Origin of the sequence: Streptomyces sp. SID10853 (assembly GCF_010548145.1) — a bacterium.
GTDB lineage: Bacteria > Actinomycetota > Actinomycetes > Streptomycetales > Streptomycetaceae > Streptomyces.
Genome location: NZ_JAAGLN010000042.1, coordinates 22,637 through 39,559 on the forward strand (window position 1 = coordinate 22,637; position 16,923 = coordinate 39,559).

General features: G+C 72.3%; 9 protein-coding genes. 6 read left to right on the plus strand and 3 right to left on the minus strand.

Annotation, left to right across the window (positions count from 1 at the left end):
• Positions 1-156 precede the first annotated feature (156 nt).
• Together G3I19_RS11495 and G3I19_RS11500 are read right to left on the minus strand one after the other, a co-directional pair.
• A complete protein-coding gene (locus G3I19_RS11495; protein ID WP_164262812.1) occupies positions 157-1,455 on the minus strand; it encodes an ArsB/NhaD family transporter in 1,299 nt (432 codons plus the stop codon).
• Between the two features lie 268 nt (positions 1,456-1,723).
• Positions 1,724-2,755 carry a helix-turn-helix domain-containing protein gene (locus tag G3I19_RS11500; RefSeq protein WP_164262830.1) on the minus strand — a complete coding sequence of 344 codons (1,032 nt, stop codon included), beginning with the start codon at positions 2,753-2,755 and terminating at the stop codon, positions 1,724-1,726.
• Positions 2,756-3,136: 381 nt separating this feature from the next.
• On the opposite strand from G3I19_RS11500, the gene G3I19_RS11505 reads away from it, so the two are divergent.
• From G3I19_RS11505 to G3I19_RS11520, 4 genes are all read left to right on the plus strand, one after another.
• Positions 3,137-3,772: a hypothetical protein gene (locus tag G3I19_RS11505; protein ID WP_164262814.1), complete on the plus strand. Its 636-nt coding sequence runs from the start codon at positions 3,137-3,139 to the stop codon at positions 3,770-3,772.
• Positions 3,773-3,839: 67 nt separating this feature from the next.
• On the plus strand, positions 3,840-5,927 hold the full coding sequence (locus G3I19_RS11510) for a flotillin family protein (protein ID WP_164262816.1): 2,088 nt from the start codon (positions 3,840-3,842) through the stop codon (positions 5,925-5,927).
• A 311-nt stretch (positions 5,928-6,238) separates the two neighbouring features.
• A complete protein-coding gene (locus tag G3I19_RS11515) occupies positions 6,239-11,233 on the plus strand; it encodes a DNA repair ATPase (RefSeq protein WP_164262818.1) in 4,995 nt (1,664 codons plus the stop codon).
• Between the two features lie 199 nt (positions 11,234-11,432).
• Positions 11,433-11,777, plus strand: a complete 345-nt coding sequence (locus G3I19_RS11520) for a chaplin (protein WP_164262820.1) — start codon at positions 11,433-11,435, stop codon at positions 11,775-11,777.
• Between the two features lie 113 nt (positions 11,778-11,890).
• Here the strand turns inward: G3I19_RS11520 and G3I19_RS11525 are convergent, their stop codons facing one another.
• The gene (locus G3I19_RS11525) at positions 11,891-12,841 is read right to left on the minus strand and encodes a glycoside hydrolase family 16 protein (RefSeq protein ID WP_239074177.1); all 951 of its coding nucleotides are present in this window, start codon (positions 12,839-12,841) and stop codon (positions 11,891-11,893) included.
• Between the two features lie 352 nt (positions 12,842-13,193).
• Between G3I19_RS11525 and G3I19_RS11530 the strand changes: the two genes are divergently transcribed.
• Together G3I19_RS11530 and G3I19_RS37425 are read left to right on the plus strand one after the other, a co-directional pair.
• Entirely contained in the window at positions 13,194-15,332 is a 2,139-nt protein-coding gene (locus G3I19_RS11530; protein ID WP_164262822.1) for a glycoside hydrolase family 3 C-terminal domain-containing protein, read from the plus strand.
• 123 nt (positions 15,333-15,455) lie between these two features.
• Positions 15,456-16,923, plus strand: a 1,468-nt coding sequence (locus G3I19_RS37425) for a protein kinase (RefSeq protein WP_343235067.1), incomplete at its 3' end; no start/stop codon positions are given.

The following is a 16,923-nucleotide window of genomic DNA, read 5'->3' on the forward strand; positions in this document are numbered from 1 at the left end:
GGGAGCGGGGGCAGCGGGCGAGAAGGGCGAAGGGCGACAGGTACCCGGCGGGACTGGACAGGCGTTCTTCTCCCAGGTGGGCATGGACTTCTCGTCGTCACTCATGCGCCCCATTGTGGCCGTCCGGCGGTGCGGGGAGGCGGCCGTGAAGGCCGCTCACGTCAGGGCGAAGTACCGCAGCCAGATGTATCCGGCCGACAGGGCCAGCGTGGCCGCCGTGACGACGAGGCCGTAGCGGGTGAACTGCCAGAAGGAGATGGGGGTGCCGTTGCGTTCGGCGATGCCCAGGACCACCACGTTCGCGCTGGCGCCGATCGCCGTCGCGTTGCCGCCGAGGTCCGCGCCGAGCGTCAGCGCCCACCACATCACATGGTCGCTGCCGCCGCCGACGCTGTGCACCAGGCCGGCGGTGATCGGGGCCATCGTCGCGACGTACGGGATGTTGTCGACCACCCCGGACAGCGCCCCGGACGCACCGAGCAGCAGCATCGAGCCGCCGAGTTCCCGGCCGCCCACCGCGTGCGACAGCGCCGTCGACACCTCGCCGACGACGCCTGTGCCGATGAGCGCGCCGATCATCACGAAGAGGCCGGCGAAGAAGGCCAGCGTCGGCCACTCGACCTCGGCGAGCACCTCGCCGGTGCGGACCGTGGAGACGGCGACGAGCAGCCCGGCGCCGAGGAGCGCGACCACGCTCGGGGCGTAGTGCAGCACCGGATGGAGGATGAACCCGACGATGACCAGGGCCAGTACGGCCAGGCCCTGGGCCAGCAGCCGCCGGTCACGGAGCGCGTCCCGGGCGTCCAGCTCCAGCACCCGGGCCGCGCGCTCCGCGTCGTAGGTGAAGGCACCGCGGAACAGGAACCGGCACACCGCGATCAGTACGGCCGTCAACAGCACGGCCAGCGGCGCGAGATGCACCAGGAAGTCGTTGAAGGTCAGGCCCGCCCGGCCGGCGACGATGATGTTGGGCGGGTCGCCGACGAGGGTGGCGAGGCCGCCGATGTTGGACGCGAAGACCTCGGTGATCAGGAACGGCGCGACGGCCAGCCCGAGCCGGTCGCAGACCAGCAGGGTGACCGGGGCGATCAGTAGGACCGTGGTCACGTTGTCCAGCAGCGCGGAGGCCAGCGCGGTCATCACGACCAGCATGGCCAGCACCCGGAACGGTCTGCCCCCGGCCCGCTTCACCGACCAGATCGCCAGATACTCGAAGACGCCGGTCCTGCGCAGCACACCGACGATCACCATCATGCCGAGCAGCAGGAAGATGACGTTCCAGTCGATGCCGGTGTCCTGTGAGAAGAAGGCCGCACCGTCGTCGGTCGCGCCGAGCGCCAGCATGAGGCCGGCGCCGCCGAGCGCGGCGGCCACCCGGTGGATCTTCTCGCTGATGATCAGGGCGTAGGTGCCGGCGAAGACGGCGACGGCCGCCCAGGCATGCCAGTCGCTCACAGGATGTCCAACCGATCGGGTCCTCCGGCCTGGCGGGCCCGGAAGCCGGGGCACGGCGGCCCGGAGGGGGTACGCGGGGCCGGTCGGCCGGCGCCACCCGAGGACGGTACGGCTGCCCGGCCCGCCGCCGACAGGCCGTCGCCGCGCAGCACCCGGTGCCCGAACTCTGCCGGAACCGGGCATTGAGCAGCAGGTGGGGGCAGGTGGGGGCGGCCGGATCCTGGCCGGATCGCGGTCGGATCCTGGCCGGATCGCGGTCGGATCCCGGTCAGATCTCCTGGGCGGGCCAGTTGAGCAGCCGGGCGCCGATGACCGCGGTCTGCAGGGTGTAACGGTGCGCGGGATCGGCCGGGTTGGCGCCGGTCAGCTGATGGATCCGCTCCAGCCGGTAAGTGAGCGCCCGCACGCTCAGCGACATCCGGCGGGCCGCCTCGGCGGCCACACACCCGGATTCGAAGTAGTGGCCGAGCGTCGAGACCAGCGGCTGTGCGCCGCCCCTGGCCCGCTGGAGCGGACCGAGCGCGCTGTGGACGAGATCGACGAGCGCCTCACGGTCACGGGTGAGCACCGGGTAGACGAGCAGGTCGGCCGCGCGCAGCAGCGGCCCCTCCAGGTCCATCCTGGCCGCGAGTTCCAGGGCGTTGAGCGCCTCCTCGTAGCTGTGCACGATGCCGCCCGAGCCCGGGTGGGGGCGGCCGATCGCGACCTGCACGCCGTCGTCGGCCGTGGCCGCGTACGCCTGCTTGGCGAAGTACGTCAGGATGTCGTCCTGGTCGCCGGGGGCGATACAGATCAGCCGGGCGTCCTTCGTGGTCAGCAGGATGCTGCGGTTGCCGAAGCGGGTGAAGAGGGCCAGCTCCACACTGCGGGTGGCGGCTGCACCCTCGTCGTACGCGCCGGCGCACTGCGCGACCGCGACCGCGTGGGTACGCGACAGCCGCAGCCCGAACCGTTCGGCGCGCTCGGCCAGCCGCCCCAGGTCGCTGCCGCCGTACAGCAGATCGTCGATGAACTCCCGCCGTACGGCCTCCTCCTGGCGTACGGCCATCCGCTGGGCCCGCTCGTACCCCTCGGCGAACGCGTCGACGGCCAGCTCGACGGCGGCGAGCACACCGCCGGCCGCGCTGCCGCTCACCACGGTGGCCCCGGTGGGCCAGGCCGCGCGGGTGGCGGCGAGGTGCGCGGCGACCAGGGACCGCAGCGAGTGGCCGTCCTCCGCCGCCTGCTCACCGAAGGCGCGGCGCGCGTCGAGCTCGGGCCGGGTGGGCCGGCGTCCGGTCGCCAGCACATCGGCCAGCATGCGGGCGTACCCCTCCAGATACGTCTCGGGGTGCCCCCCGGTGCTCTCACCGGGGTGCTTCTCGGGTATGTCGGGCCCTGTCACACGCTCTCCTGCTTCTCCTGCTTCTCGTGCTTCTTCGGCGGTGCTTCCGGCCCGCACAGCGGCAAGAGTGACAGACCGCGACGGGTGCCGGGGTCATGGGTGCGGCCCTGGCACCCGGGGGCGGCGAACATTGCCGGGTTACGGCAATGCGGTGAGGGGCGCAGTCCCGTCAGAATGGGCATTGCGGAAACGGGGGAGAGCACTCCAGTGCCGGAGTACGGAAACGTACGCCCGGCGCCGGAGTGCTCTGCACGGGGGCTGTTCCGCATGGGGGAATCGGGGGAGGGGGGCTGCGCGATGGATGAATTCACGGGCGCCGCGCTGGGATTTCCGGCGGTTCTCTTCGGTGCGGCGCTGCTGGTGGTCATCGCCTTCTGGCTGCTCGTACTGGTGGGGGCGGCCGAGCACGACGCCTTCCATCTGCACCTCGGCACGGGGGACACGGGCACGGCCGCTGCGGGGGGCAGCGGCGTGCCCGTCACCGTGCCGGTGTCGCTCTTCACTCTCCTCGCCTGGTTCGCGAGTCTCGCGGGCTCGGTGCTGGTGCGCAGGGCCGAGCCGCCGGGCGGCGTACGGACCGCGCTCGACGCCGCCGTGCTGGTCGCCGCGCTGCTGATCGCCTGGACCGTGACGCGTTTCGCGGTCCGCCGGCTGCGCGCCCTGCTGCCCGCTCAACCACCGCCGTCCCGGCTGGACTTCGTCGGACTCGTCTGCACCGTCCGTACCGGCTCCGTCACCGCCGACTTCGGGCAGGCCGAGGTCGCGTCCGACGACGGCTCGACCGCTGTCGTCCAGGTCAGGGTCCAGGGCGACGACAGCCTGCTCGGGCTCCGATCCGGGGACACCGCGCTGCTGTACGCGTACGACGAACCGGGCGAGTTCTTCTGGATCGCGCCGTTCGACGCGGCGCTCGATCCACGCAGCACGGGCTGAGCCCTCACCTTCCGGCGCGCTCCGCGCCCTCAAAGCCACCGTTCAAGACACCCTTCGAGGAATGTTCATGGATGCCATTTCCCTGGGCATCGGCGTGCTCGTCGCCGTTGTCCTGCTCATAGCCGTCGCACTCGTCCTGGTGCTCAGCAGGCTGTTCCGCAAGGTGGAGCAGGGCCGTGCACTGATCATCTCCAAGACGAAGAAGGTCGACGTCACCTTCACCGGTGCCGTGGTGCTGCCCGTGCTGCACAAGGCCGAGTACATGGACATCTCGGTGAAGATCATCGAGATCAGGCGGACCGGGCGCGAGGGCCTGATCTGCCAGGACAACATCCGGGCCGACATCCACATCTCGTTCTTCGTACGGGTCAACAAGACCGTCGAGGACGTCGCCAAGGTCGCCCAGGCGATCGGCACCCAGCGGGCCAGCGACAAGGCGGCCATCCAGGAGTTCTTCGCCGCCAAGTTCTCCGAGGCGCTGAAGACCGTGGGCAAGCAGCTGGACTTCGTGGACCTGTACACGAAGCGCGAGGAGTTCCGGGACCGGATCATCCGGGTCATCGGCACCGACCTCAACGGCTACCACCTGGACGACGCGGCCATCGACTTCCTTGAGCAGACCCCGATGGCGCAGCTCGACGGCGCCAACATCCTGGACGCGCAGGGCATCCGCAAGATCACCGAACTGACGGCGGTCGAGCATGTCCGTACCAACGAGTTCCAGCGCACCGAGCAGAAGGAGATGACCCGGCAGAACGTCGACGCCCGCGAGACCATCCTGGAGCTGGAGCGCCGGCAGGCCGAGGCGGAGATCAAGCAGCGGCGCGAGGTCGACACCCTGCGGGCCCGTGAGGAGGCGGTGACGGCCAAGGTGCAGGAGGAGGAACGCCTGGGCGCCCAGACCGCGTTCCTGCGGACCGAGGAGCAGCTCGGGGTGCAGCGCGAGAACCAGGCGCGCGAGATCGCCGTGGCGCAGAAGAACCGTGAGCGGGTCATCGCCGTCGAGAACGAGCGGATCGAGAAGGACCGGCTGCTCGAAGTCATCGGCCGTGAGCGCGAGACACAGCTGTCGATGATCTCCCGGGACAAGGAGGTCGAGGCCGAGCGCCGCGAGGTGGCCGATGTGATCCGGGAGCGGATCGCGGTGGACCGTACGGTCGCCGAGCAGGAGGAGTCGATCAAGAAGCTGCGGATGGTCGAGGAGGCCGAACGCACCCGGCAGGCCGTCATCATCGCGGCCGAGGCGGAGGCCCAGGAGAAGCTGGTCAAGGACATCAAGGCGGCCGAGGCCGCCGAGACCGCGGCCACGCACCACGCGGCCGAGCAGCTGACCCTGGCCGAGGCCCGTCTGAAGTCCGCCGACCTCGACGCCCGCGCCAAGCTGCGCCTCGCCGAGGCGATCCAGGCCGAGGCGGCCGCCCCGGGACTGGCCGACGTGCAGGTACGCGACAAGGAGGCCGACGTCATCGAGAAGGCGGGCCGCGCCGAGGCGGAGGCCACCGAGGCCCGGCTGAAGGCCGAGGCGTCGGGCGCCCGGCTCAAGGCACTGGCGACGGCGGAGGGCACCAGCGCCCAGGCCACCGCGGACGCCGCGATGATCGGCGAGAAGCTGAAGGCGGAGGCCGCGGGCCTCACCGAGAAGGCGGCGGCGATGGCCGCGCTGGACGACGCGTCGCGCGGGCACGAGGAGTACCGGCTGCGGCTCGAGGCCGAGAAGGAGATCAGGCTGGCCGGGATCGACGTCCAGCGCCAGGTCGCCGAGGCGCAGGCCACGGTCATCGCCACCGGCCTGGAGAACGCCGACATCAGCGTCGTCGGCGGCGAGTCGGTCTTCTTCGACCGCCTGGTGTCGTCGATCTCGCTGGGCAAGGGCATCGACGGCTTCGTGGAGAGCTCGAAGACGGCCCAGGCACTCGCCAAGCCGTGGCTGGACGGCTCGGCCAGCTTTCCGGAGGACCTGACGAAGATGGTCGGGTCGGTGTCGAGCGGCGATGTGCAGAATCTGACGGTGTCGGCGCTGCTGATGAAGCTGATGAAGTCGGGGGGCGCGGAGGCCGGCCTGGTCCAGCAACTCCTGGACCAGGCGGACCGGTTGGGCCTGTCGGAGGTGCCGGTCGCTGCGGTCGCCGCGCTGAACGGTGCGGCAAAGGTCTGAACGGCGCGGCGGTCCCGGCCGGGCTGGATTTTGCCGGGCACCGTTTGAAGAGTGCGGCTCAGCCCCTCCGGCGAAGGACGCATACCCAGCCCCTCCGGCGATTGAGGAGCGGGGTCCGGGGCGGAGCCCCGGTTACGGGAAGTGGGGGTCCCCCCGGCCGAAGGCTGGGGGAGGGGAACAGGCCCGCCGCAGGCGTCACCCACCCGCACCGGAGCACCCCACCCGCACCGGAGCACCCCACCCGCACCCCACCCCCACCCCACCCCCACCCCGCCGGGGCCCAACACCCCGCCCCACCCAGAAAGCAGCCGATGACCACCCCCTCCGTAGACGCCGGCACCTACGAGGTGCTCAGGGACCGACTGACCGCCCAGGCCGCCGACCTGGCCCGCAGGGCCACCGCCCTCAACACCCGCAGGACCGAGATCTTCGGCTCGACCGAGCTGGCCCTCACCGGCACGGAACACCTCCGTACCGACAGCAACTGCGTCCCCCGTGACACCGTCGCCATCGGCGACCGTCTCCTCATCGGCTCCAACATCCCGCCGGGGCAGAAGCAGACATCCGAGCCCGCGGACGTCTTCGCCCTGCACGACACCGCACCCAACCTCGACCGCCTCCCCGACACCGCCGTACCAGGGCTCCTCGACGACCCCGCGTTCACCAGGGAGTTCGCGGAGCTCTACCGCTACTACCGCGACGCCCGCCTCCTCCAGCTCCGCCACACCGACGGCAAACTGCTCGCCGTCTTCCGTACCGGCGAGACCGCCGACGACATCCGCGTGCTGCGCTGGACACTCACCGCCGACGGCACCGCCGCGTATCTGGACGCCCGCGGCGACCGCGACCATGTCCTGCCGCCGTCCCACGACTTCGAGTGGACCCCCGCCACCCGCCAGGACCAGGTGCTCGGCCGCCACCCGCACATCGCCCTGCCCGGCGACGTGTACGTGACGACGGTCGGCGGCTCCCTCACCGTCAAGGACGAGGACAACACCGAGACGGCCGACGGCATCTGGTCCGAGCCGGTCGACGAGCCGCTCCAGTCACTCGCCGACGCCGAGGTCGAGTACGCGCGGGCCGGCGCCCTGCTCCTGCTGCGCATACGCCCGTACAAGGAGGAACACCGGCGCCATCTGGTCTTCAACACGGTCACCCGCACCGTCGTCCGCCTCGACGGCATCGGGCAGGCGTGCCGCAGCCTCCCCGGGGACCAGGGCATCATCTTCCCGGGCGGATACTGCCTGGCCACCGGCGCGTACAAGACCTTCGACCTCGACACCACGGGGCTTGAGTTCGAGCGGCTGCTCCGCTCCCCGAACGGCGAGGACGTCCTGTACGTCTTCCACGCCCGCGCCGAGGGCCGCACGCTGCTCCTGCCGTACAACCTGATCCGCAAGGAGACCGGGACCCCGCTCGTCTGCCGGGGGTACGCGCTCTTCGACGACGGCACCCTCATCGTCCTGCGCGGCGACTCGGACGAGCCCGCCCGTGTCCACCCGCTCCAGCGCTGGCGCTCGCCGTACGTGTCCGACACCTACGCCGACGCGGCCCTGCCCGTCGAAGGGCCTTCCCCAAGCTCTCAATCCCGTTCGAGCAGGGGAGACCCCATTGGCCGCATCGGCAACGCCGACCTGGTGCGCGGGATCTCCGACTGCCTGTCGCTGGCCCGCGCCGTCACCGAGAACACCGCGCCCACCACCGGCGTCTACGAAACCCTGCTGGCCTCCTGCATACGGGCCGCCGACACCCACCACTGGCTGGCCGACGAGGGAACGGGCGGCCTGCTGGAACCGCTCGACGGGCTGCGGACCACGGCCGGGCAGGTGCTCGCCGAGTTCGAGACCGTCCGGACGCTCACCCGGCAGGCCGCCGACGCGCTGGAAGCGGCCGAGGCGGAGATCACCGCACTGGTGCGCCGGACCAGGGGAGAGGCGCCCGGCTCGGCCGCCGAGTGGGTCACCCGGCTGACCGAGCTGCGCCGCGCCCACGGACACGTCCTGACGCTCAAGGAGCAGCGGTACGCGGACCCCGTGCGCATCGACGCGCTCGCCGCTGAAGTCGAGGCGGACATCGCCGCGTTCGCGCAGCGCGCCGTCGCGCAGCTCCGGCGCGACGACGCCTTCGCCGGATACCACGCCGAGACCGGCCGGCTCACCGCTGACGCGGAGGCGATCGCGACGGTGGCCGCGGCGGCGCCGGTCGCCGGACGCCTGGACGAGCTGGCCGACGGCCTGCGTACCGTCACCGATGTGGTCACCGGACTCGACATCGGCGACGCCACGGTCCGCACCTCGGTACTGGAGCGGATCGCCGAGGTCGTCGGCGCCGTCAACCGTGCGCGCGCGACGCTCGAAGCCCGCCGCAGGGAGCTGCTCGACCACGAGGGGCGCGCCGAGTTCGCCGCCGAGCGCGCCCTGCTGGGCCAGTCGGTGACCGCGGCCCTGGCCGCGGCCGGCACCCCGGAGACCTGCGACGACCAGCTCGCCGCGCTGCTGCTCCGGGTGGAGGACCTGGAGTCGCGGTTCGACGGGTCGGACGACTTCCTCGCCCAGCTGGGTGCCGTGCGGACCGAGGTGTACGAGGCGTTCTCGGCGCGCAAGCAGACCCTCCAGGACGAGCGGGCCCGCCGCGCGGAGCGGCTCGGCGCCTCGGCGTCCCGTGTCCTGGAGACCATCGCCCGCCGGGCGGCGTCGCTCGGCTCGGCGGACGCCATCAGCACGTTCTTCGCCTCCGACCCGCTGGTCGCCAAGGTCGGCCGTACCGCCGATGAGCTGCGCGAACTGGGCGACCGCGTCAGGGCGGAAGAGCTGGCGGGCCGGATCGCGGCCGCCCGCCAGGAAGCCGTCAGGGCGCTGCGCGACCGCACCGATCTCTACGCGGACGGCGGCGGCACCATCCGGCTCGGCCGGCACCGCTTCGCCGTCAACTCCCAGCCGCTCGACCTGACCCTGATCCCGTACGACGGGCCGGGGACCGGCGGCGATGGCGGTGGCGGCGGCGACAACAGCGCAGGTCTGGCCTTCGCGCTCACCGGCACCGACTACCGCTCCCCGGTCACCGACCCCGCGTTCGCCGCCTGCCGCCCGTACTGGGGCCGCACCCTGCCCTCCGAGTCACCCGCGCTCTACCGGGCCGAGTATCTGGCGGCCCGGCTGCTCGCCGAGCACGGCGCCGACGCCCTCACCGCGGCCGATCTCCCGTCGCTGGTACGGCAGTCGGCCGAGGCCGCGTACGACGAGGGGTACGAACGCGGCGTCCACGACCACGACGCCGCACTGATCACCGGCGCGCTGCTGCGGCTGCACTCCGGCGCGGGACTGCTGCGCTTCCCGGCCGAGGCCCGCGCCGCGGCCCAGCTGTTCTGGGCGCACCGCACGACCGACCCGGCACGGCGGGCCTGGACCCGCAGGGCCGCTTCGATGGCCCGCGCCCGCGACACCTTCGGCCTTGCCCCGGCCATCGCGGACTGGCAGGCCGAGCTGGCGGGCGTGATCGGCGGACCGCACGCGCCGGCCGCGGCTGAGTACCTCTTCGAGGAGCTCACCAGCGGCCCCGACGGCTTCGTCACCCATGCGCCGGCCCGCACCCTGCTCGACAAGTTCCGCCGCGCCGTGGGCACTTCGGCGTACGACGACGACCTCGCCGCGCTCGGCGACGACGACCCGGCGGCCCGCCGCCAGCTGGTGGAGAACTGGCTGGGCGCCTACACCCGCTCCGGCGGCCAGGACGACCCCGGGGAACTCGCCGAAGCGGTCGCCGTCGAGCTCTGCCCGGATCTGCCGCGCTACGAGTCGGCCGCGCCGCTGGCCGAGACGGTGGAAGGGCTGCTCGGCACCCATCCGCGCGTCGAGCGCCGCAGGCTGACCGTCCGTATCGACCAACTCATTCCGGCGGCAGCCGAGTTCCACCGGACCGATGTACCCGCCTTCCGCGACTACCAGCGGCAGCGCACCGCCCTGGTCGCCGCCGAACGCGCGCGGCTGCGGCTGGACGACTACCGCCCGCGGGTCATGTCGTCGTTCGTACGCAACCGGCTCATCGACGAGGTCTATCTCCCGCTGATCGGCGACAACCTCGCCAAACAGCTCGGCACCGCCGGGGACACGAAGCGCACCGACAGCAACGGTCTGCTGCTGCTGATCTCGCCGCCCGGCTACGGCAAGACCATGCTCATGGAGTACGTGGCCGACCGGCTCGGCCTGGTCCTGGTCAAGGTCGACGGCCCGGCGCTCGGCCACCGGGTCACCTCGTTCGACCCGGCGCAGGCACCGGACGCCACCGCACGCCAGGAGATCGAGAAGATCAACTTCGCGCTGGCGGCGGGCAACAACACCCTGCTCTACCTGGACGACATCCAGCACACCTCGCCCGAACTGCTCCAGAAGTTCATCCCGCTCTGCGACGCCCAGCGCCGCATCGAGGGGGTCAGGGACGGGGCCGCGCGCAGCTACGACCTGCGGGGCAAACGGTTCGCGGTCTGTATGGCGGGCAACCCGTACACCGAGTCGGGGCAGCGCTTCCGGATCCCCGACATGCTGGCCAACCGGGCCGACGTCTGGAACCTCGGCGATGTGCTCACCGGCAAGGAGGACGTCTTCGCGCTGAGCTTCGTGGAGAACGCGCTCACCTCGAACCCGGTGCTCGCCCCGCTCGCGGGCCGGGACCGCGACGACCTGGCCCTGCTCGTACGGCTGGCGGCGGACGACCCGACCGCACGCCGCGACCGGCTCCGGCACCCGTACGCGCCCGGCGAACTGGACCGGGTCGTCGCGGTGCTGCGCCATCTGCTGGCGGCCCGCTCCACGGTGCTCGCGGTCAACGCCGCGTACATCGCGTCGGCGGGCCAGTCCGACGCGGCCCGTACGGAGCCGCCGTTCCAGCTCCAGGGCTCGTACCGCAACATGAACAAGATCGCGGCGCGGATCGACCCGGTGATGAACGACGCCGAACTGGCCGCGGTGATCGACGACCACTACCGGGGCGAGGCGCAGACGCTGACCAGCGGCGCCGAGTCCAACCTGCTGAAACTGGCCGAACTGCGCGGCACCCTGACGCCGGACCAGGCGGCCCGCTGGGCGGAGGTCAAGGCCGCCGATGTCCGCGCCAGGACGCTGGGGGGCGGCCCGGACGACGACCCGATGCCTCGCGCGGTGGCCGCGCTGGGACTGCTGGCGGACCGGATCGCGGAGGTAGAGACGGCGATCAGCCGGGCGGCGGGCACCGGGGCGGTGGACACAAGGGCGGCGGGCACCGGGGCGGTGGAGACAGGGGCGGTGGATACCGGGGCCGCGGGCACCCGGTAGCCGGCGCCCGGGCCGCGGGCCCCCGGTAGTCGAGGCGTTTGCGCAGCCCACCGCGCGTACGCCCGTTCCCCGCGGCGTCTCTTCGGGTGAACAAGCGATGCGGGACCCATCTCAGCGGGCAGGCATAGCGAAGGACCACACAAGAGGGCTCGGACGTATCCGGCCCTGGAGTGCTCCTACGGAAGGGTTTGTGTCCATCATGTCTCGAATCGTGCGGATGACCGTGCTGTCTGCCATCGCCGCCGCCACCGTCCTCGGGGGCGCGTCGGTCGCCTCCGCTGACAGCGGGGCGGAGGGTGCCGCCATCGGCTCGCCCGGCGTGCTCTCCGGCAACCTCGTCCAGGTGCCGATCGACGTCCCGGTCAACGCCTGCGGCAACAGCGTCAACGTCATCGGCCTGCTCAACCCGGCCTTCGGCAATACCTGCGGCAACGGTGGCCGCGACCACGGCCGCGACCACCAGCACGGTGGCTGGAACCACGGCCGCGACCACGGCCGTAACCACGGCGGCTGGGACCAGGGCCGTAACCACGGCTGGAACTGACACCTCCGGAGCGCCAGTAGCGCTCCAGCGGTGAACCAGTGAGCACCGTGCCCCGGACGGCCGCTTCCGCGGTTCCCTCCGGGGCACGGTGCTGTTCGCTGCCCGCTACCGGTTCATGACTGGCTGACCTCGGCCGAGAACCAGTCCACGCTCATCCCCGCACCGGAGCTGATGTCGGCCCCCGGGGAGGTGCAGCCGCAGACCTTGTCCGGGTACGAGCCGCCGATCGCCACATCGAAGATCGCGAAGAATCCGTGGTCGACGGCGGCCTTCCAGGTCGCGTCCGAGACCTCGTTCTGGTCGACCACGAAGGTCTGGACGCCGTCGAGGGAGAACCGCAGCTGCTCGGCCGACGGATTCGTACGGTCCACGATCACCGAGTACGTGTGGTAGCCCGACTGGCAGCCCGTGCACGTCTGCAACCCGCTGCTGATCCCGTCCGGGTCGTGGCACTCACCCGCCCACTGGCCGCAGTGGAAGGTGGTCGAGTGCTGGCTGAGCGCGTTGACGTCCTCCATGATGTCCAGCTCGCCGATGCTGGGCCAGTTGGTGGCCCCGGTCGGCCTGGCGTCCGCGCCCATCGCCCAGAAGGCGGGCCAGTAGCCGAGTCCGCTCGCCGGGTCGGGCTGCTTCAGGGAGGCGCTGAGCTGCAGCTGTCCGCCGGCCGGTGCGGCGAAGTCGGTGCGCTGGGTCTCCACCCGGCCGGACGTCCAGTGCCCGGACGCGTCGCGCACCGGCTTGATCACCAGATGGCCCGAGCCGTCCTGGTAGACGTTGTCGGTCGAGTCGGTGGATGTCTCGATCTCGCCCGTGCCCCAGTTGGCCGCGCCGCCGGGGTAGCCGGTGCCCTTGTCGTAGAGCCAGTCGGCGGTGTTCAGGCCCGAGCCGGCCGCACCGTCGAAATCGTCCTTGAACACCGTGGTCCAGTCGGCGGCGGTACGGGCCCCGGCCGCCGGTTCGCTCGCGGCGGCGGAGCCGGAGAGCGCGGCGGGACCCGCGAGACCGGCGAGCCCGGCCAGGGTCAGGGAGAACGCGGTGAGCACGGAGAAAGCGATCCTGTTCATGGGGGCTGCTTTCGTGGGGGTGTTCGTGGGGGGAGTTGCTGAGAGCGCTCTCAGCCTCTTGCGAACGACTGTCGGGCACTGCGGCTGACCCCGTCAAGGGGTGCGCCGCGTTCACTCCCTGAAGCCAACTGGGGGGTAAATCGAGCCAGTTGGCCTACGGCGTTTCGCTGGGGCCGCCGGAAGCGGCGCTACGGGGCCCGATTCGGCGGAGTGTGTATAAACCATTGACGATGCGGGCGATCTCTGTGCCCATGTACATGTCACTTCCTGCATGTCTTTCGTCACTCGTTCATCCATGGCATGCGTGCATCCATGACAGCGATGCATCCACGACAGCGACTCGGGAGGGCACATGAACGTCAACCGGAGATCGGTACTGAAGCTGGCCGGAGCGGGCACGGTGGCGGCGGGCGTCACCACGGTGGCGTCGGCCACCGGCGCGGCGGCCGCCGTACGGGGCGGTGTCACCGCGGGGCCGGTGCCCGCGGCTGCGCCCGCCACGAAGCCCGGCGTGTCCGCGGCCGCGGACAAGGCCGCCGCCCGGGCCGCCGCACTCGTGGCGAAGATGACCCTGGACGAGAAGATCGCCCTGCTGCACGGCGGGACCGGCGGCACCGGTTACGCCGGCGCGGTCCCCGCCAACACCCGGCTCGACATCCCCGCCCTCTACCTCGGCGACGGGCCGGGCGGTGTGGGCAACGGCTCCACGGGCGTGACCCAGTGGCCCGACTGCAAGACCCTGGCGGCGACCTGGGACCCGGGGACGGCGCGGGAGTACGGTGCCGCCTACGGCGCCGAACAGGCGGGCAAGGGACACAACATCGCCCTGGCCCCCTGCATCAACATCCTGCGAGTCCCTTACTGGGGGCGGTCGTTCGAGACCTTCACCGAGGACCCGTACCTCAACGCGGAGCTGGCCGCCCATGTCGTCGAAGGCATCCAGACCCACCCGGTGATCGCCACCGTCAAGCACTTCGCGGCCAACAACCAGGAGACCCTGCGCGGCTCGATCGACGTCGTGGTCTCCCAGCGGGCCCTGCACGAGATCTACTACCCGGGCTTCCGCGCCGCCGTCCAGCGCGGCGGCGCCGGCGCCGTGATGACGTCGTACAACAAGGTCAACGGCGCCTGGTCGCACGAGAACCGGACCGCGGTGCAGGACACCCTGCGCGACGCGTGGGGCTTCGACGGCCTGGTGATGTCCGACTGGGGCGGCACCCACAGCACCGTGCTCACCGCCCGCGCGGGCTCCGACATGGAGATGCCGGGCTCCACCTACCTCGGCGGCAAGCTCAAGGACGCGGTCACGGCGGGCACGGTGAGCGCCGCCACCGTGGACACCATGGCGGTCCACGTCCTCACCGCGATGTACAGGACCGGGCTCTTCGACCACCGGCTGCCGGACCCGGCGACCGTCCTCTCCACGGTGGTCAGCAGCGACGCGCACCTCCGGCTGGCCCGCAGCATCAGCGTCCGGGGCAGTGTGCTGCTCAAGAACGAGCGGGTGCTGCCGTTCGCCCGGCCCGCCTCCCTCGCGGTCATCGGCGACGCGGCCGACGCCGGGGCCCTGACGCACGGCGGCGGTTCGGGAGCCGTCACGGCGAATGGCGCCGTCGTCACCCCGCTCGCCGGCATCAGGGCGCGGGCCGGGGACATCCCGGTGACGTACACCAAGGGCCTCGCGGGGGCCGCCGACGCGGCGCGGGCCGCGGACGTGGCCGTCGTCGTGGCGGGCGACTACACCGGCGAGGGCACCGACCGCACCACACTCGCCCTGCCGGACGGCCAGGACGAGCTGATCGCGGCGGTGACGGCGGCGAACCCCCGTACCGTCGTCGTCCTGAACACCTCGGGTTCGGTCCTCATGCCGTGGCTCGACGGCGCCGCGGCCGTCATCGCCAACTGGTACGGCGGACAGGAACAGGGCAACGCCCTGGCCGCGATGCTCTTCGGCGACGAGGAGCCGGGCGGCCGGCTGCCGGAGACCTTCCCGGCATCCGAGCAGCAGGGCCCGGCGAAGACCACCGTGCAGTACCCGGGCGACGGGACGCACGTCTACTACGACGAGGGGCTCGCGGTCGGCTACCGCTGGTACCGGAGCTCGGGCGAGAAGCCGCTGTTCCCCTTCGGCCACGGCCTCTCGTACACCACGTTCCGGCTGTCGGGCCTGAGCCTGGAGCGGTCGGGGGACGGCTACCGCGCGAGTGTCGGCGTCCGCAACACCGGCCGCCGCACCGGCAGCGAGGTGGTCCAGCTGTATCTGACGGCGCCCGCGGCGGCCGGCGAGCCGGCCGGGCAGCTGAAGGCGTTCGAGAAGGTCACCCTGAAACCGGGCGAGAGCCGGACGGTACGGCTCGCCCTGCCCCGCGAGGCTTTCGCGGTGTGGCAGACCACCGAGACCGGCTGGACGGTGCTGCCGGGCACCTACACGGTGGCGGTCGGCCGGTCGTCGGCGGACCTGCCGCTGGAGACGAAGGTACGGATCGGCTGAGGCCGCGTCCCCGGACAGCCCCTGAGCCCATACGCTGGTGCCCGTCGGAGGGTGGGCCGACGGACGACGAGGGTCCGGGCGGTCACCGGCGGGCAGCGGAACAGCGAAGGAACGGGGCGTGCGGTGGCGGCGGGGGACGGGAACGGCGGGGAGCTGGTCGGCCGGGTGCTCGGCGGGCGGTACCGGGTGACGGCGCCGATCGGGCGCGGCGGTATGGGGGTCGTGGCGCGGGCGGTGGACCAGCTGCTCAACCGTGAGGTCGCGGTCAAGATCCTGCGCGCCTACACCGACGCGTCCGGGGCCGAACTGGCCGATCTGCGGGCCCGGATGCACCGCGAGGCGCAGGCCGCGGCCCGCATCCGGCACCCCTCGGTGGTGACCGTGCACGATGTGACCGAGGAGCAGGGGCTGCCGGTCATCGTGATGGAGCTGGTCGACGGGCCGTCCCTGGACGACGTACTGACGGAGCGCGGCACCGTCGAACCGCGGGAGGCGGCGGAGATCGGCGCCCGCCTCATGGACGCGCTCGACGCGGCACACCGGGTGGGCGTCCTGCACCGGGACGTCAAGCCGGGCAACGTCCTGCTGGAGCGCGGCGGCCGGGTGGTGCTCACCGACTTCGGCATCGCCAGCATGGAGGCGTCGGGGGCGCCGGGCGAGGACGCCAGGGAGCGGCTGACCCGCAGCGGCGAACTGGTCGGCTCCCTCGACTATCTGCCGCCGGAGCGCGCCCGGGGCATGGAGCCGGGGCCCGCTTCTGACATCTGGGCGCTGGGGATGACGCTGTACGCGGCGGTGGAGGGCGCGTCGCCGTTCCGCCGTACGTCGGCGTGGTCGACGCTGGCCGCGATCGTCACCGAGCCGCTGCCTGAACCGCGGCTGGCCGGGCCGCTCACCCCGGTGCTCCGGGCGCTGATGGCGAAGGAACCGGCCGACCGGCCCACCGCGGACCAGGCACGCCGGATGCTGGAGGCGGTCGCGGCGGGCGGGACATCCCCGGCCGCGCCCGGGAACACACCGGGCCCCGGCCAGGGCCGGGCGGCCCCGCCCAAGGCGTATCCCCCACTCTCCTTCGGCCCGGCGCCGCAGGACTCTCCGTCGGACGGGCCGGAGCAGCCATCCGGTGACACCCCGCTGCCGTACGGTCCGCGGCAGCAGCCGGTCGGTGACACACCTCCGCTGTACGGTCCGCGGCAGCCCCCGGGCGGTGACACCTCACTGCCGTACGGTTCGCAGCAGCCGCCCGGCGGGGATACGCCTCCGCCGTACGGCAGTTACGGCCCGGCGCCCGCACCGCCCGCACCGGCAGCCCCGCGCTTCCCGCAGCCGGACCAGCAGAGCGGCGGGGAGTTCCGTACCGGCGGGGAGATCCGTACCCACGACGCGGCCACGGCCGGTGGCCACCGCACCGCGCCCGCCCGTGCCCGGCGTCGCAGCCGTACGGTCATCGCCGCGGCGGCCGCCGTGGTGCTCGTGGGAGGCGGCACTGCGTACGCCGTGCTTGCGCACCAGGGCGGCGGCGACAACGAGACCCGGGCGTCGCACTCCACGGCGCCCGTCTCGCCCGGGAACACGCTGCCCAGCGCGGACG